This window comes from Bradyrhizobium sp. S3.2.6 (assembly GCF_040546885.1).
In the GTDB taxonomy this organism is placed as follows: Bacteria; Pseudomonadota; Alphaproteobacteria; order Rhizobiales; family Xanthobacteraceae; genus Bradyrhizobium; species Bradyrhizobium cytisi.
Map to the genome: position 1 here is coordinate 63,414 of NZ_JBEPOS010000026.1, position 20,368 is coordinate 83,781.

At 64.5% G+C, this 20,368-nt stretch carries 23 protein-coding genes and 2 tRNA genes; 9 read left to right on the forward strand and 16 right to left on the reverse strand.

Annotation, left to right across the window (positions count from 1 at the left end; genetic code table 11):
- The first annotated feature begins 93 nt into the window (after positions 1–93).
- Together ABID58_RS31870 and ABID58_RS31875 are read left to right on the forward strand one after the other, a co-directional pair.
- Positions 94–170 (forward strand) — tRNA-Arg (locus tag ABID58_RS31870).
- Positions 171–366: 196 nt separating this feature from the next.
- The gene (locus tag ABID58_RS31875; RefSeq protein WP_354036850.1) at positions 367–582 is read left to right on the forward strand and encodes a hypothetical protein; all 216 of its coding nucleotides are present in this window, start codon (positions 367–369) and stop codon (positions 580–582) included.
- A 615-nt stretch (positions 583–1,197) separates the two neighbouring features.
- On the opposite strand, the gene ABID58_RS31880 is transcribed toward ABID58_RS31875, so the two are convergent.
- The 3 genes from ABID58_RS31880 to ABID58_RS31890 all read right to left on the reverse strand — a co-directional run bounded on the left by ABID58_RS31880 (position 1,198) and on the right by ABID58_RS31890 (position 2,746).
- Positions 1,198–2,019, reverse strand: a complete 822-nt coding sequence (locus tag ABID58_RS31880) for a hypothetical protein (RefSeq protein WP_354036851.1) — start codon at positions 2,017–2,019, stop codon at positions 1,198–1,200.
- 188 nt (positions 2,020–2,207) lie between these two features.
- Positions 2,208–2,420, reverse strand: a complete 213-nt coding sequence (locus ABID58_RS31885) for a hypothetical protein (RefSeq protein WP_187435167.1) — start codon at positions 2,418–2,420, stop codon at positions 2,208–2,210.
- Between the two features lie 89 nt (positions 2,421–2,509).
- Positions 2,510–2,746 carry a hypothetical protein gene (locus tag ABID58_RS31890; RefSeq protein WP_187435166.1) on the reverse strand — a complete coding sequence of 79 codons (237 nt, stop codon included), beginning with the start codon at positions 2,744–2,746 and terminating at the stop codon, positions 2,510–2,512.
- 259 nt (positions 2,747–3,005) lie between these two features.
- Between ABID58_RS31890 and ABID58_RS31895 the strand changes: the two genes are divergently transcribed.
- A complete protein-coding gene (locus ABID58_RS31895; RefSeq protein ID WP_148753917.1) occupies positions 3,006–3,353 on the forward strand; it encodes a DUF6481 family protein in 348 nt (115 codons plus the stop codon).
- A gap of 168 nt (positions 3,354–3,521) precedes the next feature.
- Here the strand turns inward: ABID58_RS31895 and ABID58_RS31900 are convergent, their stop codons facing one another.
- A complete protein-coding gene (locus ABID58_RS31900; RefSeq protein ID WP_354036852.1) occupies positions 3,522–3,761 on the reverse strand; it encodes a pentapeptide MXKDX repeat protein in 240 nt (79 codons plus the stop codon).
- Positions 3,762–4,078: 317 nt separating this feature from the next.
- Here ABID58_RS31900 and ABID58_RS31905 point away from each other — a divergent pair, with 317 nt between their 5' ends.
- From ABID58_RS31905 to ABID58_RS31915, 3 genes are read left to right on the forward strand one after another with little or no spacing between them, the layout of a single operon-like run.
- The gene (locus tag ABID58_RS31905; protein WP_148753915.1) at positions 4,079–5,101 is read left to right on the forward strand and encodes a TRAP transporter substrate-binding protein; all 1,023 of its coding nucleotides are present in this window, start codon (positions 4,079–4,081) and stop codon (positions 5,099–5,101) included.
- Complete coding sequence (locus ABID58_RS31910) at positions 5,098–5,652, forward strand: TRAP transporter small permease (protein WP_354036854.1); 555 nt, start codon at positions 5,098–5,100, stop codon at positions 5,650–5,652. Before ABID58_RS31905 ends, ABID58_RS31910 begins: the two co-directional genes overlap by 4 nt.
- The gene (locus tag ABID58_RS31915) at positions 5,649–7,007 is read left to right on the forward strand and encodes a TRAP transporter large permease (RefSeq protein ID WP_354036855.1); all 1,359 of its coding nucleotides are present in this window, start codon (positions 5,649–5,651) and stop codon (positions 7,005–7,007) included. The genes ABID58_RS31910 and ABID58_RS31915 overlap by 4 nt, the downstream gene beginning before the upstream one ends.
- Positions 7,008–7,104: 97 nt before the next feature.
- Here ABID58_RS31915 and ABID58_RS31920 read toward each other — a convergent pair whose 3' ends face one another.
- The 4 genes from ABID58_RS31920 to ABID58_RS31935 are packed head-to-tail and all read right to left on the reverse strand — an operon-like array spanning position 7,105 to position 12,797.
- Positions 7,105–8,016, reverse strand: a complete 912-nt coding sequence (locus ABID58_RS31920; RefSeq protein ID WP_354036857.1) for a hydroxymethylglutaryl-CoA lyase — start codon at positions 8,014–8,016, stop codon at positions 7,105–7,107.
- A 1-nt stretch (position 8,017) separates the two neighbouring features.
- On the reverse strand, positions 8,018–10,021 hold the full coding sequence (locus ABID58_RS31925) for an acetyl-CoA carboxylase biotin carboxylase subunit (protein WP_354036859.1): 2,004 nt from the start codon (positions 10,019–10,021) through the stop codon (positions 8,018–8,020).
- Positions 10,022–10,025: 4 nt separating this feature from the next.
- A complete protein-coding gene (locus ABID58_RS31930; protein ID WP_354036860.1) occupies positions 10,026–11,630 on the reverse strand; it encodes a carboxyl transferase domain-containing protein in 1,605 nt (534 codons plus the stop codon).
- A gap of 39 nt (positions 11,631–11,669) precedes the next feature.
- Complete coding sequence (locus tag ABID58_RS31935) at positions 11,670–12,797, reverse strand: isovaleryl-CoA dehydrogenase (protein WP_502916447.1); 1,128 nt, start codon at positions 12,795–12,797, stop codon at positions 11,670–11,672.
- A gap of 170 nt (positions 12,798–12,967) precedes the next feature.
- On the opposite strand from ABID58_RS31935, the gene ABID58_RS31940 reads away from it, so the two are divergent.
- Positions 12,968–13,996 carry an AraC family transcriptional regulator gene (locus ABID58_RS31940; protein WP_354036862.1) on the forward strand — a complete coding sequence of 343 codons (1,029 nt, stop codon included), beginning with the start codon at positions 12,968–12,970 and terminating at the stop codon, positions 13,994–13,996.
- Between the two features lie 14 nt (positions 13,997–14,010).
- Here ABID58_RS31940 and ABID58_RS31945 read toward each other — a convergent pair whose 3' ends face one another.
- Both ABID58_RS31945 and ABID58_RS31950 read right to left on the reverse strand, forming a co-directional pair.
- Positions 14,011–14,505, reverse strand: a complete 495-nt coding sequence (locus ABID58_RS31945) for an Lrp/AsnC family transcriptional regulator (protein ID WP_148753908.1) — start codon at positions 14,503–14,505, stop codon at positions 14,011–14,013.
- Positions 14,506–14,602: 97 nt separating this feature from the next.
- Positions 14,603–14,908, reverse strand: coding sequence for an ETC complex I subunit (locus ABID58_RS31950; protein WP_354036864.1), 306 nt, complete (start codon positions 14,906–14,908; stop codon positions 14,603–14,605).
- A 253-nt stretch (positions 14,909–15,161) separates the two neighbouring features.
- On the opposite strand from ABID58_RS31950, the gene ABID58_RS31955 reads away from it, so the two are divergent.
- Positions 15,162–16,340 (forward strand): OpgC domain-containing protein, encoded by a 1,179-nt coding sequence (locus tag ABID58_RS31955; protein WP_148753907.1) that lies wholly within the window; start codon positions 15,162–15,164, stop codon positions 16,338–16,340.
- 49 nt (positions 16,341–16,389) lie between these two features.
- Here the strand turns inward: ABID58_RS31955 and ABID58_RS31960 are convergent, their stop codons facing one another.
- Positions 16,390–16,584: a hypothetical protein gene (locus ABID58_RS31960; RefSeq protein ID WP_148753906.1), complete on the reverse strand. Its 195-nt coding sequence runs from the start codon at positions 16,582–16,584 to the stop codon at positions 16,390–16,392.
- A 129-nt stretch (positions 16,585–16,713) separates the two neighbouring features.
- Positions 16,714–17,112, reverse strand: a complete 399-nt coding sequence (locus ABID58_RS31965) for a hypothetical protein (protein ID WP_354036866.1) — start codon at positions 17,110–17,112, stop codon at positions 16,714–16,716.
- A gap of 382 nt (positions 17,113–17,494) precedes the next feature.
- On the opposite strand from ABID58_RS31965, the gene ABID58_RS31970 reads away from it, so the two are divergent.
- Complete coding sequence (locus ABID58_RS31970) at positions 17,495–17,716, forward strand: RNA-binding protein (protein WP_354036868.1); 222 nt, start codon at positions 17,495–17,497, stop codon at positions 17,714–17,716.
- A 214-nt stretch (positions 17,717–17,930) separates the two neighbouring features.
- Here ABID58_RS31970 and ABID58_RS31975 read toward each other — a convergent pair.
- The 4 genes from ABID58_RS31975 to ABID58_RS31990 form a co-directional block, all read right to left on the reverse strand.
- Positions 17,931–18,007: transfer RNA gene (locus ABID58_RS31975), tRNA-Pro, on the reverse strand.
- Positions 18,008–18,119: 112 nt separating this feature from the next.
- Complete coding sequence (locus ABID58_RS31980; protein ID WP_354036869.1) at positions 18,120–18,605, reverse strand: DUF192 domain-containing protein; 486 nt, start codon at positions 18,603–18,605, stop codon at positions 18,120–18,122.
- Between the two features lie 151 nt (positions 18,606–18,756).
- The gene (locus ABID58_RS31985; RefSeq protein ID WP_187435163.1) at positions 18,757–19,389 is read right to left on the reverse strand and encodes a cold-shock protein; all 633 of its coding nucleotides are present in this window, start codon (positions 19,387–19,389) and stop codon (positions 18,757–18,759) included.
- 208 nt (positions 19,390–19,597) lie between these two features.
- On the reverse strand, positions 19,598–20,359 hold the full coding sequence (locus ABID58_RS31990; RefSeq protein WP_354036871.1) for an SIR2 family NAD-dependent protein deacylase: 762 nt from the start codon (positions 20,357–20,359) through the stop codon (positions 19,598–19,600).
- Between the last annotated feature and the right edge of the window lie 9 nt (positions 20,360–20,368).

Sequence of the window (20,368 nt, forward strand, 5' to 3'; positions counted from 1 at the left end):
GAAAACGGTTCGGTTCAGGCTTGGCGAAGCACCAGATTTTTCCTATTGGCATGATATATGACGGCCAGCCCCCGAACCGGGGTGGCCCAGGACGGTCCCGTAGCTCAACTGGATAGAGCATCAGATTTCTACTCTGAGGGTTGCAGGTTCGATTCCTGCCGGGATCGCCAGCCCTGATTTTGTCGACCGGTGCCGGCGTTCGTGATCGACGCCACGGCGTGACGCCCAATTGCAATTCGCGGCCTTTCACGAACGCGTGGGTGCCCTCGCCCCGGTCTTTGAACCGTGCGGGTGCGCCCTATCTATGCGCGGCGGGCAAACTGCGCCCGATAGGGACTGCCGATGCCGCGAACGGAATTGACGAGAATGGGGATCGCCGTTGCGGTGGCGATCGTCGCGATGTCGTTTCTGGCGCTCGACGCAGTCGTGGACGTCAACTCCGGCGTGATCGCAAAGCGGATCGAGCTGGCGCAGGCGTCCATTGCCGACGTTGCTATGAGCCAGCATCAGCTCGCCTCCGCCGTTCAGGCCTGCGCGCATCGAGACCAGCAGCAGCAGCCGACGGCGGTCGAGCGATTCTAGCTTGGGCCCCGAATGGTCCAGCATTCCGTTTGTTCACGGTCCGACTCTGCTTCGTTCCCAAAGCACGAATCGCGACCGCAAAACGTAGTGCCGCGCATGTCTTAACGGCGCGTTTCGCAAATCCCCCCGAGCACGGGGCTTTCTCATGACTGGTGCTAAGACCCGAACCGGGTCGACTTGTCTGTCAGACGAAAATCGGCCCTTCGCTCGTCGTCGCGCCGATCGCGAGCGAGTTGATGCCACGCCAAGGCCAGTTCGATGAGGCGTTGCCGGTCGGGGCCTTCGGACGCCGCGGCGCGCTTCATTGCTGCCTCGGCTTCATGCTGAGGGTCGTACTTCGTGCACATGCGGGCAACTTTAACCGGCCGATATGGACAAGGGCGTGGCAATTTCGTCCGTATGATTGCGGTGGACGAAGGTCGCACCGCGTGCGCGCTTCCGCACGATATTACCGCGACGAATTTGAGGTGCCGACGTCCCGACGCGACTGTTGTGAGCGCCGCGCGCTGCCGCGGGGAGCGCCAGAGAAAAGTTGGGACAGTTATCGCGTCTCGCCGCAACGTTGAGGCGGGCACCGGGCCCGCCCCATTCATGCCGGATGTCGCCGTGAGCCGTTCAGTAGCAGGCGCGCGGATCGGCCTGCACATACTGACCGCTCGGATAGCGGTAATAGCAATTGCCTTGTGCGAAATAGTAGCCGGGGCGCGAAGCAGCGGTGGCACCGGCAATCGCGCCAGTCGCGCCGCCGATCACGGCGCCTGCGGCCGCACCCGAGGCGTTGCCGGAAATCAGGCCGCCGAGCACGCCGCCGACGATGGCGCCGCCCAGCGCGCTCGCGCCGGGATCGGGTGCTGGCGGCGGCGGTTCATAGGCGACCGGCGGACCCGGCGGTGCGTAGGCCACCGGCACGTCGTCGATATAGTCTTCGGAAATGTAGGCAGGCGGGCCGTCCATCGGCTGCGGATAATAATACCAGACGCCGCCGACATCCCACCACCAGCCCGGGCGGCCGTTGTGGACCTCGTGGCGCCAGCGTCCGCCGTCCCAGGCAAGATGGCCGCGATAGGCCTGTCCGCCCCAATCGCGCGCTGGCGCGGGCCCGCGGGCCATGTAGCGACCGGATCCGGGCGGCGGACCGCCGGCATTGCGCGGTCCCGGACCATGCGGGCCCGGAGCTGCTGCTGAACCTACTCCTGGACCTGCTCCCGGAGCCATGTGGGCCTGGCCGCCGGGCTGAGGCGTGGGGTGCACGGCCTGTTGCGGCGGAGGACCCTTGCGCATGTTCGGATTGGCGGGGGGTGGGCTACCTGCGCCCTGCCCTGGCGGCTGGCCGGCGCCCTTCGGCGGCGCTGCGTCCTGCGCTTGCGCTGACACTGCCAGCAACGCCATGGCCGAAACTATGGGAATGATGATCTTCATGCGGCTGGACGCACTCATGCGCGCTTACCCCCCTCAACTTTCGCAATTGCCGTAGTCCACGCGCGATAGACGATTCGGATCGCGCCTGGGTGATGCCGACGGACATGACCGGCCTGTCAAATTGACCCCGACAGGTCGGCTATGTCCCGTTACAAATGATTAAGATCACGGCAATTTTTCGTCCGGGCGTGTCCGGCGAGACCGGCCTAGCGGGCAGGCTCGATCACATTGCAATTGCTTCGCCCCGACATCAGGCAGTCCTGCATCTTGCTGGCGGCCGTGAGGTCGCGGGCGAGCCACAGCCCGACACCGAGGATGACAGCGGCGATGATCAGACCCGCGATTGCGCCGCGCCGACTGTCGCCGGATTGGGGTTTTGGCGGCGCGCCGGGCTTGTCGGCAGGATCAGGCTTGGACATGGCTACTTGGATTTGGGGACCTTGTCGCGCGGTGAGGCCCTTTATCACCTCTGCGACGTCGCGTCACATCCTGCCCTGCCCCTCGCCGCTTAGCCCCTGGTCGCCCTCAGCGCCTCCTTGCGCGAGGTCTCGACCGCCGGGATCGCCTGCTGCCGGCGCGGCGCGCAGCTGGTCAGGATGAAGGCGGTCTGGGTGCACTCCCATGCGGCCCCCAGAACGGTGCTCTCGATGGGCTGCGGGCGGGCGAGTAACAGCACCGCACCTGTTACCGCCACTGCCGCGGCCGTGATTGCAAGGGCCTTCAGGCTCAGCCGGAAAAAGATCATGCCCGTGCTCCGTCTCGTGGCGAACGCTAGGCGCCGCCGTTGGGGTGCCCTTATGAGGGACATCACAATTCGGCAGTTTTTCCGGGCTACGAAGGATCGGCTGGTCGAGCGATTTTCGTTGACCTGATCGGCTGCGATTATGGGTGGCTTCGCGGCGCGTGACGATGTACACGCTTCTGCGTCGCGTGGTGCCTGCTTGTGCCCAGCCGACGTACCAACAGTCACCGATGTAGGATTGAAAGCGAGGAAGGCAAGGCCCGTGAGTGGATTTAGGGAACCCGGGTTTTCAGACCGGCAAAAGGCGGCGCAGGAAGCGCGCAAGAATCTTTTGAACAAATTCAAGTCGCAGCCCGGGCCTGATGATCCCGCGGTTGTGGCGAAGCGTGCCGAGCGCGAGGCTCTCGCGGTCAAGCGCGCCGAAGCGAAGGCTGCGCGCGATGCGGAAAAGGCCGAGCAGAAGCGTCGCGAGGAAGAGGCCGCAGCGCTGGAAACCGCGCGGATCGCCCGCGAAGCGGAAGAAGCGGCAGCAAAGGCGGCTGAGGTCGAGGCCGAGCAAAAGGCCAAGCGCGACGCGCGTTACGCCGCCCGCAAGTCCAAGCGGAAGTGACCTTCAACAAAATTTGACCTGAAGCGCACGTGCTTCAGGTCAAATCCTGACGGTACGGACCAGCCACGTCCGCGCGAACGCGCGCGTACGTTGTCAGGCCCTCGACCGAAATCGGAGCAGCGCATGCCGGGCTCGCCCCCTCGAGGCGCCCGGCACGACGGCAAGAGATCAGTTCTTCTTCATGCCGTCGTCTTTCTTCATGCCATCCTTCGACATCGTGTCTTTCTTCATGCCGTCGTCCTTGGACATGGTGTCCTTCTTCATGCCGTCCTTGGACATCGTCTCCTTCTTCATCATGCCGTCGTCCTTGCCCATCTTGTCCTGGGCGAACGCGGCCGGCGACAGCGCCAGGCCAAGCGAGAGAGCGGCAGCCGAGACGCCGAGCACGATGCGGGTGCGAATGGTCATGAGAAATAATCCCTTCAAGGTGGTGTTTGTCAGCGACTTGTGCCGCTACACAATCTCGACGGATCGACGCGCATGCTTGTTACGCGACGTTGCGGACTTTTTTTCTGTCAGGCCGGCGCCCCTGCTCGCCAATCGTGCTAATGCCCGGAACAGGGCCAAGCCGCGTGTGCGTCGCAGCAACGACGCGACTTGCAGCCGCATTCGATCTCGAACTATCAGATGAGAGAATATCGGGTGGAAGACCGGCTAGGATGGGCCCTGGGCCGGCCTCAAAACCCGATCCTGCCAACAAGAAAACAGTCCAAGGGGATCACGTCATGCTTACCCGCCGCCATCTGCTCGCGACCGCCGTCGCCGCGCCCGCCATTCTCCGCTTCGGCATCGGTACTGCGCATGCCGCGACCACGCTGAAGATCTCGCATCAATTCCCCGGCGGCACCATCGACAAGGGCGATTTCCGCGACCGGCTCTGCCGCATGTTCGCCGCCGAAGTCAGTAAGCGCAGCAACGGCGACATCGCCGCCGAAATCTATCCGAATTCCTCGCTGATCAAGACCAACGCGCAGTTCTCGGCGATGCGCAAGGGCGCACTCGACATCTCGCTGTATCCGATGCCCTACGCCGGCGGCGAATTGCCGGAGACCAATATCGGCCTGATGCCCGGCCTCGTCACCACCTACGACCAGGGCATGCGCTGGAAGAAGGAGCCGGTCGGCAAGGCGCTGACTGACTTCCTCGCCGACAAGGGGATCATTCTCCTGAGCTGGGTATGGCAGGCCGGCGGCGTCGCCAGCCGCTCCAAGCCGATCGTCGCTCCCGAGGATGCGAAGGGTATGAAGGTGCGCGGCGGCTCGCGCGAGATGGACATGGTGCTGCAGACCGCCGGCGCCTCGGTGCTGTCGGTGCCCTCGAACGAAATCTACGCGGCGATGCAGACCGGCGCCTGCGACGCCGGCATCACCTCCTCCACCAGCCTGATCTCGTTCCGGCTCGAAGAAGTAGCGAAGTCGCTGACCTCGGGCGCGGGCGCATCCTACTGGTTCATGCTGGAGCCTCTGATGATGTCGAAGGCGATCTTCGACAAGCTGCCGAAGAACCAGCAGGACGTTCTGGTCGCCGTCGGCGAGGAGCTCGAGGCGTTCGGCCGCAAGGGCGCGCAGGATGACGACGTCGAGGTCGCCAAGGTCTACGAGAAGGCCGGCGCAAAGGTCTCGGCGCTGGATGCCGCGACGGTCGGCAAGTGGCGCGACATCGCCCGCGACACCGCGTGGAAGGATTACGGCGCCAAGACCGCGACCGCTGCGAACCTGCTCAAGCTCGCCTCCGACGTCGCTGCATGAGCCACGGTCCGCTCCCGGATCGTGACGACACGGCGAATGCTGCCGCAAGGACCGGCCTTGCGGCGGCGCTCGATCGCGGCCTCGCCGTCCTCAATCGCATCATCGTCGCGTTCGCCGCGCTGGCGCTGGTCGCCGCCTGCGCCATCCTGAGCTACAGCGTGCTGAGCCGTGCTTTGTTCAAGGCCGCCAATTACTGGCAGGACGAGGCCGCAGTGTTCCTCTTGGTCGGCGCCACCTTCATGACGGCGGCCTATGTGCAGCAGAACCGCGGCCATATCGGCATCGAGGCCTTCGTCGGCCTGCTGTCGCCGCTGGCGAACCGGATCCGGCTCTGGATCGTCGACGCCGTGACGTTCCTGTTCTGCGTCTTCTTCGCCTGGAAGTCGTGGACGCTGGCGCATGAAGCCTATGTCGACGGCCAGGTCTCGAACTCGATGTGGTCGCCGCCTCTGGCCATTCCCTATTCCCTGATGGCGCTTGGCATGAGCCTGCTCTGCGTCCAGATCCTCGTGCAGCTGGCGCTGCCGTTCGCGGGAGCCAAGCGTTCATGAGCGTTTTCGGTATCGGTATCGCTTACGGGGTCGCGACGCTGCTCGTGATGTTTTCGGGCATGCCGATTGCGTTCGCGCTCGGCGCGGTCGCGGTCGTGTTCATGGGCATCTACATGCCCGCGGCATCGCTGGATACGGTGACGCAGAACGTCTACGAGGAGATGGCCTCGATCACGCTGCTGTCGATCCCGCTTTTCATCCTGAAGGGTGCGGCGATCGGCAAATCGCGCGCCGGCCAGGATCTCTATTCGGCGCTGCACGCCTGGCTGCATCGGGTGCCCGGCGGCCTCGGCGTTGCCAACGTCTTCGCCTGCGCGCTGTTCGCGGCGATGGCGGGCTCCTCGCCCGCGACCTGCTCGGCGATCGGCTCGGCCGGCATCCCCGAGATGCGCAAGCGCGGCTATTCCGGCGGCTTCGCGGCCGGCATCATCGCCGCCGGCGGCACGCTCGGCATCCTGCTGCCGCCCTCGATCACCATGATCCTGTTCGCGGTCGCCGCGGAGAAATCGCTGGGACGCCTGTTTCTCGCCGGCATCGGCCCCGGATTGCTGCTGGTCTCGCTGTTCGGCGGTTATGCCGTGATCCGCTTCCGTCAGGAATATGCCGCGGCCGAGGCGGCCTACAAGAACGGCGGCCCGGAAGCCGCGATCCTCGCCCGCGACGAATATACGCTTGCCGAGCGCTTCAACGTGCTGCCGCGCGTGCTCCCCTTCGTCCTGCTGCTGACCGGCGTCATGGCCGCACTCTATGGCGGCTATGCCACGCCGTCGGAGACCGCCGGCCTCGGCGGCCTGCTGGCGCTGGGATTGATCGCGGCGATCTACGGCGTGTGGCGGCCGAGCGATCTTGGCCCGATCATGAAGTCGACGATCCGGGAATCGACCATGCTGATGATGATCATCGGCATGTCGCTGCTCTATTCCTACGTGATGAGCTATCTCCATATCTCGCAATCGGCCGCCGAATCCGTCGTCGCCATGCATCTGCCGCGCTGGGGGCTGCTGTTTGCGATCCTCGTCATGGTGGTCGTGCTCGGCTTCTTCCTGCCGCCGGTCTCGATCATTCTCATGACCGCACCGATCATCCTGCCGCCGTTGCGCGCCGCCAATTTCGACATCATCTGGTTCGGCGTGGTCATGACCATCGTGATGGAGATGGGTCTGATCCATCCGCCCGTCGGCCTCAACATCTTCGTCATCCGCAACGTCGCGCCGGACATCTCGCTGAGCGAAGTGATCTGGGGCACGCTGCCCTTCGTGCTGCTGATGATGGGCGCCGTGCTGCTGCTCTGCCTCGTGCCTGATATCTCGACCTGGCTGCCGGATTTGGTGATGGGGCCGGACGGAAGCAGATGACGGTCTCTCCGCCGTCTTTGCGAGCGCAGCGAAGCAATCCAGAGTCTTTCCGCGGTGGGATTCTGGATTGCTTCGCTGCGCTCGCAATGACGGAAAATTAGGAAGCAGCCCGCTTCTTCTTCGCATTCAGCGCTGTCGCGACGCGGCTCACCGGCGGCTTGCCCAGCACGCCGCTCATCGCATTGGTCGCCGCCAGCAGCTTCTCCATGTCAACGCCGGTCGTCACGCCCATGCCCTCGAGCATGTAGACGACTTCCTCGGTCGCGACATTGCCCGTCGCACCCGGCGCGTAGGGGCAGCCGCCGAGACCGCCCGCGGCGGCGTCGATGACGCGGACGCCCTCCGCCAAGCCGGCATAGAGATTGGCCAGCGCCTGGCCATAGGTGTCGTGGAAATGCATCGCGAGCCTTGCGGCGGGAATGTTGGCGGCCACCGCGCGCAGCATCGCCCTGGCCTTATCAGGCGTGCCGACGCCGATGGTGTCGCCGAGCGAGATCTCGTAGCAGCCGAGATCCCACAGCGTGCTCGCAAGATCGGCGACCGCCTTCGGCTTGATCTCGCCGTCAAAGGGACAGCCGAGCACGCAGGAGATATAGCCGCGCACCTTCACGCCGTCGGCCCTGGCGCGCGCCAGCACCGGCTTGAACCGCTCGATGGACTCCGCAACCGTGCAGTTGATGTTGGCGCGCGAAAAGCCCTCGGAGGCCGCCGCGAACACGGAGACCACCTTTGCGCCGGCGGCACGCGCGGCGTCATAACCCTTCTCGTTCGGCACCAGCACGTGGAATTCCGCGCCGGTCACGTGGGCAACGCCGCGCAGCACGGCATCCGAGCTCACCATCTGCGGGATCGCCTTGGGCGAGACGAAGGCGCCGACCTCGACCGTGTCGAGGCCGGCAGCAACCAGCGCCTCGATGAAGGCGATGCGGGCCTCGACGCTGACGGGCGTCTTCTCGTTCTGGAGGCCGTCGCGCGGCCCCATCTCGACGATGCGGACGGGATCGCTCATGTCATTCTCCGGAAGCCTCGACCACGGCGAGCTCGACGCCCTCCTGGACGATATCGCCGACCTTGCACTTGATCGACTTCAGCACGCCGGCATAGGGCGCGCGCAGCGTCTGCTCCATTTTCATGACTTCCAGTGTCAGGATCGGCGCGCCCTTCTCGAGCTTCGCCCCCTCCTCGGCCAGCACGGCGACGACGGTACCCGGCAAGGGTGCCGCGATCTTGTCCGCGCCGGCCTGCTCCTCGGTCTCGCCGCCGAACGGATCGACCCAATGCAGGTCGAAGCGACCGTTGCGCGTGCGCAAATACAGCTCATGGCCGTCGATCACGGCGGCGACGGAGGACTTCATACCGTCGAGCGTCAGGTCGAAGCCGCCCTCCTTCGGCGCAACCGTGAACGCGAGTTCGCGCTCGCCGATCACCAGCGTCGATGGCCCGCTGCCGTAATTCAGGCTGATCTTCTGCTCGGGCCCGTGGCCGACCCGGAACGCAAAGCTGCGCTGACGGCGGCCGACCGGCATCCAGCCAAAGGTCTGCCAGGGTGAATTCGCCTCCCCTTGCGCGGCCTGCCGCTCGTCATTGACGATCGCGGCGGCTGCGGCACACAGCTCGAGCTCACTGGGCGCCGGCGCCGTTGAGGTCAGGGCTGCCAGCTCGCGCTCGATGAAGCCGGTGTCGATCGCATTCGTCCGCACCTTCGGGTGCGTGATCAGCGCGGACAGGAACGGAATGTTGGTGACGATGCCGCGGACGTCGGAGTCTTCCAGCCCGCGGTTGAGCCGGTCGATCGCAACGTCGCGCGTCGGCGCCCAGGCGATCATCTTTGCCAGCATGGCGTCATAGTACGGCGAGACCGTATCGCCCTCGCGATAGCCGGCGTCGATGCGCAATCCGCCGGTCTCCTCGGGCAGCCGCCAGGTCGAGAGCTTTCCGACCGAGGGCATGAAGTTCTTGGTCGGATTCTCGGCATAGACACGCGCTTCGACGGCGTGGCCGTTGAGCTTGATCTCGTCCTGCTTCATCGGCAGCGCCTCACCGAAGGCAACGCGCAGCTGCCATTCGACGAGGTCGATCCCGGTGATCAGCTCGGTCACGGGATGCTCGACCTGAAGGCGCGTGTTCATCTCGATGAAGAACACGTCCTTGCCGTCGGAGACGAACTCGATGGTGCCGGCGCCGACATAATTCACCGCGCCCGCTGCTTTTCGTGCAGCAGCGCAAACGGTCTCGCGCTGGGCGGGATTGAGCGTCGGCGACGGTGCCTCCTCGATCACCTTCTGGTGACGGCGCTGCAAGGTGCATTCGCGCTCGAATAGCGACAGCAGATTGCCCTGGCTGTCGCCGATGATCTGCACCTCGATATGCCTCGGATTGTCGACATACTTCTCGATCAGCATGCGGTCGTCGCCGAACGCGGCCTTGGCCTCACGCTTGGCGCTGACGATCGCGGGCGCAAGCTCGGCCGCCGAGCGGACGATGCGCATGCCGCGGCCACCGCCGCCGGCGGAGGCCTTCACCAGGATGGGAAAGCCGATCTTGTCCGCGGCCTTCGACAACGTCGCATCGTCCTGGGCCTCGCCGTGATAGCCGGGGACCAGCGGCACGCCGGCCTTTTCCATCAGCGCTTTCGAGCCGGATTTTGAGCCCATCGCCGTCATCATCCCGGCGGTCGGGCCGACAAACACCAGGCCTGCATCGAAACAGGCCCGCGCGAATTCGGCATTTTCCGATAGGAAACCGTAGCCGGGATGCACGGCCTCCGCGCCGGTTTTCCGTGCGGCCTCGATCAACCGCTCCGCATTGAGATAGCTGTCGCGAGCCCGTGCAGGCCCCAGCAGCACGGCCTCGTCCGCGAGCGCGACATGCATCGCGTCGCGGTCGGCCTCGGAATAGACCGCGACGGTGCGCAGGCCCATGGCACGCGCGGTGCGGATGACACGGCAGGCGATCTCACCGCGATTGGCGATCAGGAGCGTGTGAAAACGGCGGTAGAGCTTCGAACTATCCATCGCATCACATCCTGAACAGGCCGAATTTCGTAGGTTCAATGGGCGCATTCGACGCCGCCGAGAGGCCGAGGCCGAGCACGAGCCGCGTGTCGGCCGGGTCGATCACGCCGTCGTCCCACAGACGCGCGGTCGCGTAATACGGATGGCCCTGGCTCTCATATTGCGCGCGGATGGGCTCGCGGAATTTATCTTCCTCATCCTTCGACCAGCTATCGCCTTTGGCCTCGATATTGTCGCGGCGGACCTGGCTCAGCACCATCGAGGCCTGCTCGCCGCCCATCACCGAGATGCGTGCATTCGGCCACATCCAGAGGAAGCGCGGTGAATAGGCGCGGCCGCACATGCCGTAATTGCCGGCGCCGTAGGAGCCGCCGATCACCACAGTGAATTTCGGCACCGACGCGGTCGCAACCGCCGTCACCAGCTTGGCGCCATCGCGCGCGATGCCGCCGGCCTCGTATTTCTTGCCAACCATGAATCCGGTGATGTTCTGCAGGAACACCAGCGGAATGCCGCGCTGGCAGCACAGCTCGATGAAATGCGCGCCCTTCAGCGAGCTCTCGCTGAACAGGATGCCGTTGTTGGCAATAATGCCGACCGGATAGCCCCAGATGTGCGCAAAGCCGCACACCAGCGTCGTGCCATAGAGCTTCTTGAACTCGTCGAACTCGGAGCCGTCGACGATGCGCGCGATGATGTCGCGGACGTCGAACGGCTTGCGGCCGTCGACGGGGACGACGCCGTAAATCTCCTCCGCCGCGAACAGCGGATCGCGCGGCGGATGCATGTTGAGGTTCGGCCGGGTCGATGGCTTCAGCGTGCCGACGATGCGCCGTGCGATGCCGATCGCGTGCGCATCGTTCTGGGCGTAATGGTCGGTGACGCCCGACTGCCGCGAATGCACGTCGGCGCCGCCGAGCTCCTCTGCGGTCACCACCTCGCCGGTCGCGGCCTTCACCAGCGGCGGGCCGCCGAGGAAGATGGTGCCTTGATTGCGCACGATGATGCTCTCGTCCGACATCGCCGGCACGTAGGCGCCGCCCGCGGTGCAGGATCCCATCACGATCGCGATCTGCGGAATGCCCTGCGACGACATCTGCGCCTGGTTGTAGAAGATGCGGCCAAAATGGCGCTCGTCAGGGAAGATCTCGTCCTGCAGCGGCAGGAAGGCGCCGCCGGAATCGACCATATAGACGCAGGGCAGATTGTTCTGCCGCGCGATGTCCTGCGCCCGCAGATGCTTCTTCACGGTCATCGGGTAATAGGTGCCGCCCTTGATGGTGGCGTCATTGGCGACAACAACGCATTCGCGGCCCGAGATGCGCCCCACGCCGGTGACGATGCTTGCCGAATGCACGTCGCCGCCATAGAGGCCATGGGCCGCCAGCGGCGACAGCTCCAGGAACGAGGTCCCGGGATCGACCAGCAGATCGACGCGCTCGCGCGCCAGCATCTTGCCGCGCGACGTGTGCCGGTTGCGCGAGACCTCGCCGCCGCCGCCGGCCACCTGGCTGAGTTTCTCGCGCAAATCGGCGACGAGCGCGCGCATGGCGTCGGCATTGCGCGCAAAATCCGACGATGACGTGTCGATGCTGGAATGGAGCGGCATGTGGTCCCGCGTTTCTGGTGACGTGGTTGCGTGGAGGGTTTAAGCCGTTTCCGCCATCAGCTCACGGCCGATCAGCATGCGGCGGACCTCGGACGTACCGGCGCCGATCTCGTAGAGCTTGGCGTCGCGCCAGAGACGGCCGACCGGAAACTCGGATGTATAGCCGACGCCGCCCAGCGCCTGGATCGCCTCGCCCGCCATCCACGTCGCCTTCTCCGCGGAATAGAGGATCGCGGCGGCAGCGTCCTTGCGCAAGCTGCGGGCGTGATTGGCGCGGTCGCAGGCCTTTCCCACGGCGTAGACGTAGGCGCGCGTCGCCTGCCAGGTCGAATACATGTCGGCTAGCTTGCCCTGCATCAGCTGGAAATCGCCGATCGGCTGGCCGAACTGTTTTCGTTCGTGCATGTAGGGCACCACCGCGTCCATGCAGGCCGCCATGATTCCGAGCGGGCCGCCGGAGAGCACCGCGCGCTCGTAGTCGAGGCCCGACATCAGCACGTTGACGCCCTCGCCCACGCCGGCGAGCACGTTCTCCTCCGGCACCTCGCAGTCGTCGAAGAACAAGGGATAGGTGTTGGAGCCGCGCATGCCAAGCTTGTCCAGATGCGGGCCGTGGGTGAAACCCTTGAAGCCCTTCTCGATCAGGAAGGCGGTCATGCCGCGCGGGCCGGCCTCCGGATCGGTCTTGGCATAGACCACCAGCACGTCCGCATCGCCGCCATTGGTGATCCACATCTTCGAGCCGTTGAGCACATAGCGGTCGCCGCGCTTGTCGGCCCGCAGCTTCATCGACACCACGTCCGATCCGGCGTTGGGCTCGGACATCGCGAGCGCGCCGACATACTCGCCGGAGATCAGCTTCGGCAGATAGCGCTGCCGCTGCGCGTCGTTGCCGTTGCGGCGGACCTGGTTGACGCAGAGGTTGGAGTGGGCGCCGTAGGACAGCCCGATTGCGGCCGAGCCGCGCGAAATCTCCTCCATGGCGACGATATGGGCGAGGTAGCCCATGTTGGAGCCGCCATATTGCTCCGGCGCGGTCATGCCGAGCAGGCCGAGGTCACCAAAACGCTTCCAGAGATTGGCCGGGAACAAATTGGCCTTCTCGACCTCCGCCGCGCGCGGCGCCACCTCAGCCTCGACAAAGGCGCGCACGGTGTCGCGCAGCATGCCGATGTCTTCGCCCAGATCGAAGTCGATGCTCGGGATGTTCAAGGCGATTCCTCCAGTTCCCTGCGAATTTCTTGTCGGCACCAAACCTACCCCCGCCCGGGCGCCGTGGCGGTCGAAAAGGTTGCATTTTCCGCCAAGTTTGGCGAGGGTTTTCCAAAGGACTATCGATGCCCTTTCAGGCCGCAACCGCCACGCCCCGTCGCGCCATGACGCCCGCCGCCTTCGTCCGCAGCGTGGTCGCGGCCTATGCCCGTTATGGGCGAGATCCGGCCGAGGCATTGAGCAAGGGGCAAGTTCTGTCCGACCTCGTCGGATCTGCCGACGGGCGTGTCACCGCGGCGCAGTTTGAGGCGCTGGCGGGTCACGCCATGCGCGAGCTCGATGACGAGGCGCTCGGCTGGTTCTCGCGCAGGCTGCCTTTCGGCACTTACGGCATGCTGTGCCGTGCCTCGATCACCGCGCCCAATCTCGAGGTCGCGCTGAAACGCTGGTGCCGGCATCATCGCCTGCTGACGGAAGACGTGCTGTTCGAGCTTGCGGTCAGCGGCGAGACCGCAATCATTTCCATTCGCGAGCAGCACGATCTCGGGCCCCTGCGCGAGTTCTGCCTCGTCACCCTGCTCCGCTATGTGCTCGGCTTCTCCTGCTGGGCGGTGGATTCCGCGATCGCACTCCGCGCGGCGGAGTTTCCCTACTCCGAGCCCGGACACGTCTCGGTCTATCCGACCATCTTCTGCAAGCACGTCCGCTTCGACGCAGACGGTGCCCGCATCGTCTTCGACAAGCATTATCTCTCGCTGCCGCTGACCCGCAGCGCCGCCGACCTCGACAGCATGCTCAAGGGCGCGTTGCGGCTGACCGTGCTGCCCTATCGCCGCGATCGTTTGCTGGTCGAGCGTGTCCGGCGCGTGCTCCGCGAGGCGCGCGGACGCATTCTCGGCGCGGAGGATGTCGCCAGCGAGCTCGCGCTCTCCACCCGCACCATGCATCGTCGGCTGCGCGAGGAGGCCACCTCGCTGCGCGACCTCAAGGAGGAAGCAAAGCTCGAGCTTGCCAAGCAGGAGCTGATGCGCGGCCGCACGCCGATCAAGCGGATCGCGGAACTCGCCGGCTTCCGCAACGAAAAGAGTTTTTCACGGGCCTTCCGCAGCTGGACCGGCGCCAGCCCGCGCGAGTTTCGCGGCAGATACCGTTGAGTCTCGCGCGGCTCCTATCCTGCCGGCGCCGCAGCCGCGATCTCCTGCACCGGCAGCGGCACGTCCTTGGCGACGCCCAGCACCGGAAAGCTGCGCACATTCTTCACGTTGGGCATCGCGGCGAAATGCAGGAGCTGCTGGCGCATGCTCTCGACGCTCGGCGCGACGCATCTCAGGAGATAGTCGGTGTCGCCGGAAATCCGCCAGCACTGCTGGATGCGCGGGATTGCAGCGATCGATCCCTCGAACGCCTCCAGCACCGGTTGAGCCTGGCTGCCGAGCTGGATCGAGACGAACGACACCACCTCATAGCCGAGCAATCGCTCGTCGATGACGGCACGCACCGCACGGATCACGCCGCGGCTGAACAGCGATTTGAGCCGCCGCAGGCAGTTCGGCGCGGACACGCCGACGCGCAGGGCTAGCTCGTTGTTGCGAACCCGCCCGTCCTGCTGCAGCTCGGATAAGATCTTCAGATCGACGCCGTCGAGCTGGTCACGCCCCGCCATCCCCCACCTCGTCATGGTCCCGTCACGCGGACCAGCGAAGCACGCGGCGGAATGGGTGCCAAGGGCTCCCCGCAGAGGACGGCCGAAGCGACGCCCCTCAGTGCGTCCAAGGCTCACCGCGGCGGAAGGAGAAGTTGTCGGCATACGCGACCTGGCGGTGCAGCGATTCCTGGGGCTCGATCACCTGGTAGGCGATGCCCTTGCGCACGCAATAGGCGACCGCCTCGTCCTTGGTGTGGAAGCGCAGCGTGATTTGCTGGTTCATGTCGCCGGACGAGGTCCAGCCCATCAGCGGCTCGACCGCGCGGGGCTGCTCCGGCTCGTAATCGAGCTGCCATTCCTTGGTCTTGGACCGGCCGGATTGCATCGCGTTCTTGGCGGGCTTGAAAATGCGTGCGGTCATTGGCGGTCCGGCCTCTTGGACTTTTCGTTCGATTTTGATGCGTCACGGTAGCGATTGGTGGAAACCGCGGGCATAGTATAGAGACACCTTTCGGGAACTGATCGGTGATTCCGGGCCCCCGGGTCCCTCACCGGGGTATAGTCATTATGCTGCACTGTGACAATTGCGTACCCGCCGTCCGCCCGGGAATCATGCCCGGCGGTCCCGCCTCGCCGACCTCAGCGAAACCGTCCCCTTCGAGAGCTCCCGTCGCATGGCCTTCCTGAACATCAACGCCACGCTCCCCGAGAAGGGCCGTGACCTCAGGCTCGACCTGTTTCGCGGTGTCGCCAACTGGGCGATCTTCCTCGACCACATCCCCGACAACGTCGTGAACTGGATCACGACGCGTAATTACGGCTTCTCCGACGCGGCCGACCTGTTCGTCTTCATCTCCGGCTATACGGCCTCGTTCGTCTATGCCCGCATGATGCTGGAGCGCGGCTTCATCGTCGGCGCGACCCGCCTCACCAAGCGGGTCTGGCAGCTCTATGTCGCCCACATCATCCTGTTCGTGATCTACATCGCCTCGATCAGCTATCTGGCGCTGCGCTTCGGCGATTCCGAGATGATCAACGAGTTCAACGTCGCAGGCCTCGTCGACAATGCCACCGAGACGCTGCGCCAGGGCCTGTTCCTGCGCTTCAAGCCGCTCAATCTCGACGTGCTGCCGCTCTACATCGTGCTGATGGGCCTGTTTCCGCCGGTGCTGTGGTTCATGCTGCGCAAGCCCGATCTGACGATGGCGCTCTCCATCATCCTGTGGCTGTCCGCGCGCCATTTCGGCCTGAACCTGAACGCCTACCCGGCCGGCCAGTGGTACTTCAACCCCTATTGCTGGCAGGTGCTGTTCGTGTTCGGCGCCTGGTGCGCGATGGGCGGTGCGCGCCGCTCGATGACGCTGATCAACTCGCCGATCACGCTGTGGCTCTGCCTCGGCTATCTCCTGTTCGCGCTGGTCATGACCATGGCCGGCCGCTTCCCCACCCTCGGCGGCATGCTCCCGGAATGGCTGTTCTCGGCGTTCAATCCGAACGACAAGACCAACCTCGCGCCTTACCGCTTCATCCACTTCGTCGTGATCGTGATCCTGGTGATCCGCTTCGTGCCGAAGGACTGGCCGGGCCTGGAGTGGAAGATCTTCGATCCGGTGATCGTCTGCGGCCAGCAATCGCTCGCCGTATTCTGCGTCGGCGTGTTCCTGTCCTTCGTCGGCCATTTCGAGCTGTCGATGAGCTCGGGCTCGCTGTTTGCGCAGCTCTTCGTCTCCATCGCGGGCATCGCGATCATGACGACGGTCGCCTATTATATCTCCTGGTCGAAGCGGCAGGACAAGCCGCTGAAGCCGCCGCCGGCGAAGCCCGCGGCTGCTCCGGCGTCCAAAGCTGCTTGAAAACAAGACTGCTTGAAAAGGCCGCCTGAGACCCGTGGCGGCGGAAGCCTCAGGCCGCCGCCTCGCCGTCGTATTCGGTGAACTTCTTGTAGATCCAGTCGCGGCCGTCGTGACGGCGCCAGACCTTGCCGTAGACGAGCTGCCCGTTGATCGAGCGGCGCGGCACGATCACGGTCCAGAGGTGCCAGATCTCGGTCCAGCTCGACCGTTGGCGGGGTGTTTTGGAGGTGAGATCGAAAGTCATGGCGGACAACTCGCGCGAAACGAAACGCCGCGACGAATGTGATCTCGTGTGAGCCGTTGATGCGGCGTCGTCGCGTGCCGGGACCAGCTTGATAGCAGCCGTCAAAACGGCCGCAACGACGGCCCGTGCTTAACCTAACCGATCAACCTTACTTGCCGGCAGACCGCCGCCTTGCCGGTTGAAACGCCTGCCTATCTTTCCTAAGATGCATGCGCGATTTGAGAATGCGTGCGCCGTTTCCGAAGCGCGCGTCCGGTTGATTTCAAGCTCCATTTTTTCAAACGACTGACTGCGCAGGTCGATGATCATGAATTTGCAGTTTGCACATTTGCATCTGACGATGGTTTTATCGCCCCCGACACCGATCGCCAGGCCGCCCCACGAGAAGTCGGCGAGGGCTGCCAACGACAATTGTCGGGTCTGGCCGCTGATCCCGTTTCCGGTGGGCTGGTACGCTTCGGGCTGAGCCCCAAAAGCGCAACGCCGCGCAAGCGGAATATCATCGCTCGGCGGCGTCCGTTTAGGCATTGGGCGCTGAAATCCCCAACACTGATATGTCCGTGGCGACGGCCAAAGGTTCGATAAAGCCCAGGTAATTCTGCGCCGGATAACCTGCATTAGTTCCAGCAAAAATCGCGCAGAGACGGCGGCCTTCGAACAACAAGCGCCATGCGTTCTGCGTCGCGCTCGACCGCGCTTTTTGGCCCCGCCGCGAAGCAGGTGCAGCAGGCGTGAAAAAAGCGGCGACGCTGCCGTATCTCCGCTTCCCATGCAGCAACCAATCGGCGTGCCACGAGTTGCAGGTTCTTCCCTCTGTCCGGATGGCCGGCGACCAGCCCGCAATCGGGTCCCGCCCGCCATGAATGGACAGTTATCCCGTCTCACGTCCGTGTGAGTTGGAGCGCGGCCGGTGAATTTTCGCGAGCGAACGGAGACCAATAAACAGCGGGCCATTGGCCAAGGGGATGCCGTGAGCCAGGTTGATACGACCGAGAAACTGTCCGAGGCAGAAGAGCCCCGGACGTCGCCGTTAGCACTGTGCGGGCTCGGGATTGCGACGGTCGCGATGGTGGGCTGGATCTGCGCGCTGGGCTGGCTGGCCTGGCGCCTGGCGGACTGGCTGCTGTTCTAGGTCCGAACGACTCCGACGGGATCACGCCAGACGCTACGCCCACAGTCGCGGTGTGAATCGTATTCCTGAGTTGGTGGACGGTGACGCTGTTGACGGGACTGGTCAGCGGGAACGGCTGCGCCGCAGGCCGGCGATGACGGAACGAGGCACGAACCGCGTGTCAGAATCACGTCAGAATCACTTGGGAAAAGTGTAGGAAATTCAACGTCGGGACTGGTCGGGGCAGCTGGATTCGAACCAACGACCTGCAGTACCCAAAACTGCCGCGCTACCAGGCTGCGCTATACCCCGAATGTCCGGCGAGCCCCGTCGATACACGCTTCCCCAAGCGCCAGCAAGCTTCCGAAGCGCCAGCAAGCTTCCCAAACCGCCGAAACCGCGCCCCTTTGCTCAATTTGCGGATCTATTTGCTGCCGAACAAGGGGTGGCCGACGCGATCGCCGGGACGGATGCCGTATTTCTGCGCTGTTCCCGCCACCACCTCGAGGACGGCCCGGGCGGGACCTCTCGACGAAATGATCCTGGTCGAGAGCGGCTCGGTATTCTCGGCAATGCGCAGGATGCGGCCGTCGGCGCGAATGAAGATCATGTCGAGCGAGACATAGGTGTTCTTCATCCACATCGAGACTTCCTGCTCGGGGTTGAAGTCGAACAGCATACCTTTGCCGTCGGCCAATTCCTTGCGGTACATCAGCCCGGTCTGCTTCTCCTCGTCCGTGGTCGCCATCTCGACCGAGAACACCTGCACGCCGTTCTTGGTGACGATCTCGAGCGGCTGGAAGCTGGCCGCGCGAACGGACCCGATTGCGACGGCAAAGCCGGCAACGACGAGGACGGCGGCAAGCCAGCCCCGGGCAACGGACCGGGCGGCCTTTCGATCAAAGCTCATGGAAATGGACTCATGGGGCTGACGGCGAGGGATTGGGCCTGACGGCGCGGAACTGCGGCATCCTTACGCGGCGATCATGACAAAAGCCAGAAGCGCCCGACCCGGGGGCCGCGCGCTTCTGCTCACAAATACGAAAACGGGAAGCCGCCAGCTAGTGCGACTGGAGGCCCGGCGATCCGGTCTCGGGATGGATCTCGGCGGCCATCATGCCCTTGGAGCCCGGCCCAAAGCGGACCAGCACATACTGGCCCGGCCTCAGCTCGGTCATGCCGAAGCGGCGCAGCGTCTCCATGTGCACGAAAATGTCGGGGGTGCCCTCGCCGCAAGTCAGGAAGCCGAAGCCGCGCAGCCGGTTGAACCATTTGACCTGGGCCCGCTCGAGCCCGCTGGTCGCGGTCACCGTGACGTGGGTGCGGGGCGGCAGCATCTGCGCGGGATGGATCGCGGTCGACTCGTCCATCGAGACGACGCGGAAGGCCTGATAGCCCTTGGCGCGCTGGATGCACTCGACGACGATGCGGGCGCCCTCGTACGCGGTCTGGAAGCCGTCGCGCCTGAGCACGGTCACGTGCAGGAGCACGTCGGGCCATCCATTGTCGGGAACGATGAAGCCGTAGCCCTTTGAGGCATCGAACCATTTGATGACGCCATGGACCTCGACGAGGTTGGCGGTGCTCTCACCCAACCCGGTGAAGGGACTGAGCGCGCTATCGCGACCGGCGCCGTGCTCGCCCGGCGCGGGAGCTCCCAGCTTCTTGGACTCAAATCCGTCCGACGACCCCATAACCCCGGACCCCACACATGCCATGCAACCCGCCTCAATGGCGGCGTCGAATCACGCGTCTCTAGAGAACCTTCAGAGAATCTTCTCAATCGACGCGACGCGAATCTTTCGAATCAAAAGATAACACTCCCGGTTGCGAGGCATAGACAAAAAAGAGATTCGCCGGAACCTATGAACAGCTTGCACAGGCGCGAATCAAACTGATGCCTCAATTCCCGACAAAGGGCCCGAGTGCTTCGCCGATGTCGTGATGGATGACGAGGTCGGCAATGTCGTCCTGCTCGGTCGGCTCGCGATTGATGATCACCAAACGTGCACCTGCGTTCTTCGCCATCATCGGAAAGCCCGCCGCCGGCCACACCACGAGCGAGGAACCGATCGCGATAAAGAGATCGCAGGCCTGCGACAGCTCGGTCGCGCGCTGCATTTGATCCTCGGGCATGGCCTGACCGAATGAGATCGTTGCGGTTTTGACCGGCTCGTCGCATGCGGTGCAGTTGGGCGCGGCGCCGTCCTGGTCGAAGCGGCGCTTCACCCAATCGAGCTGATAGTCCTGCCCACATCCGATGCAGCGCGCGTAAGTGGTATTGCCGTGAAGTTCAATCACGCGATCGGCGGCGAAGCCCGAGGCCTGGTGCAGATTGTCGATGTTCTGGGTGATGACCGCGGGAATCTTGCCGGCGCGATGCAGCGAGGCGAGTGCGCGATGGCCGCGGCCGGGTTTCGCTGCGGCGAACACCTCCTCCATCGCAAAACGCCGGCGCCAGGATTCATCGCGCGCCTCCTGGCTGGCGACGAACTCGTCGAACGGGATCGGATGGTTGCGGGTCCAAATTCCACCCGGCGAGCGGAAGTCGGGGATGCCGCATTCGGTCGAGATGCCGGCGCCGGTGAACGGCACGATGATCTCAGCTTTCGCGATCATGTCGCCGAGCCGTTCGACACCGCTCTGAAGGTCCGATGCAATCACTCGCCGCCT

What these genes read in the sequence shown, in the direction of transcription:
- ABID58_RS31930 (WP_354036860.1), bottom strand. Translation starts at nt 11,630, where the DNA reads ATGCCGCTCCATTCCAGCATCGACACGTCATCGTCGGATTTTGCGCGC.
- ABID58_RS31900 (WP_354036852.1), bottom strand. Translation starts at nt 3,761, where the DNA reads ATGACCATTCGCACCCGCATCGTGCTCGGCGTCTCGGCTGCCGCTCTC.
- ABID58_RS31935 (WP_502916447.1), bottom strand. Translation starts at nt 12,797, where the DNA reads ATGCTGCGCGACACCGTGCGCGCCTTTGTCGAGGCTGAGGTGGCGCCG.
- ABID58_RS31945 (WP_148753908.1), bottom strand. Translation starts at nt 14,505, where the DNA reads ATGGCGGGGCGTGACCAGCTCGACGGCGTCGATCTGAAGATCTTATCC.
- ABID58_RS31980 (WP_354036869.1), bottom strand. Translation starts at nt 18,605, where the DNA reads ATGAGCTTTGATCGAAAGGCCGCCCGGTCCGTTGCCCGGGGCTGGCTT.
- ABID58_RS31915 (WP_354036855.1), top strand. Translation starts at nt 5,649, where the DNA reads ATGAGCGTTTTCGGTATCGGTATCGCTTACGGGGTCGCGACGCTGCTC.
- ABID58_RS31960 (WP_148753906.1), bottom strand. Translation starts at nt 16,584, where the DNA reads ATGACTTTCGATCTCACCTCCAAAACACCCCGCCAACGGTCGAGCTGG.
- ABID58_RS31910 (WP_354036854.1), top strand. Translation starts at nt 5,098, where the DNA reads ATGAGCCACGGTCCGCTCCCGGATCGTGACGACACGGCGAATGCTGCC.
- ABID58_RS31940 (WP_354036862.1), top strand. Translation starts at nt 12,968, where the DNA reads ATGCCCTTTCAGGCCGCAACCGCCACGCCCCGTCGCGCCATGACGCCC.
- ABID58_RS31950 (WP_354036864.1), bottom strand. Translation starts at nt 14,908, where the DNA reads ATGACCGCACGCATTTTCAAGCCCGCCAAGAACGCGATGCAATCCGGC.
- ABID58_RS31875 (WP_354036850.1), top strand. Translation starts at nt 367, where the DNA reads ATGGGGATCGCCGTTGCGGTGGCGATCGTCGCGATGTCGTTTCTGGCG.
- ABID58_RS31965 (WP_354036866.1), bottom strand. Translation starts at nt 17,112, where the DNA reads ATGCCTAAACGGACGCCGCCGAGCGATGATATTCCGCTTGCGCGGCGT.
- ABID58_RS31880 (WP_354036851.1), bottom strand. Translation starts at nt 2,019, where the DNA reads ATGAGTGCGTCCAGCCGCATGAAGATCATCATTCCCATAGTTTCGGCC.
- ABID58_RS31925 (WP_354036859.1), bottom strand. Translation starts at nt 10,021, where the DNA reads ATGGATAGTTCGAAGCTCTACCGCCGTTTTCACACGCTCCTGATCGCC.
- ABID58_RS31885 (WP_187435167.1), bottom strand. Translation starts at nt 2,420, where the DNA reads ATGTCCAAGCCTGATCCTGCCGACAAGCCCGGCGCGCCGCCAAAACCC.
- ABID58_RS31955 (WP_148753907.1), top strand. Translation starts at nt 15,162, where the DNA reads ATGGCCTTCCTGAACATCAACGCCACGCTCCCCGAGAAGGGCCGTGAC.
- ABID58_RS31920 (WP_354036857.1), bottom strand. Translation starts at nt 8,016, where the DNA reads ATGAGCGATCCCGTCCGCATCGTCGAGATGGGGCCGCGCGACGGCCTC.
- ABID58_RS31985 (WP_187435163.1), bottom strand. Translation starts at nt 19,389, where the DNA reads ATGGGGTCGTCGGACGGATTTGAGTCCAAGAAGCTGGGAGCTCCCGCG.
- ABID58_RS31905 (WP_148753915.1), top strand. Translation starts at nt 4,079, where the DNA reads ATGCTTACCCGCCGCCATCTGCTCGCGACCGCCGTCGCCGCGCCCGCC.
- ABID58_RS31890 (WP_187435166.1), bottom strand. Translation starts at nt 2,746, where the DNA reads ATGATCTTTTTCCGGCTGAGCCTGAAGGCCCTTGCAATCACGGCCGCG.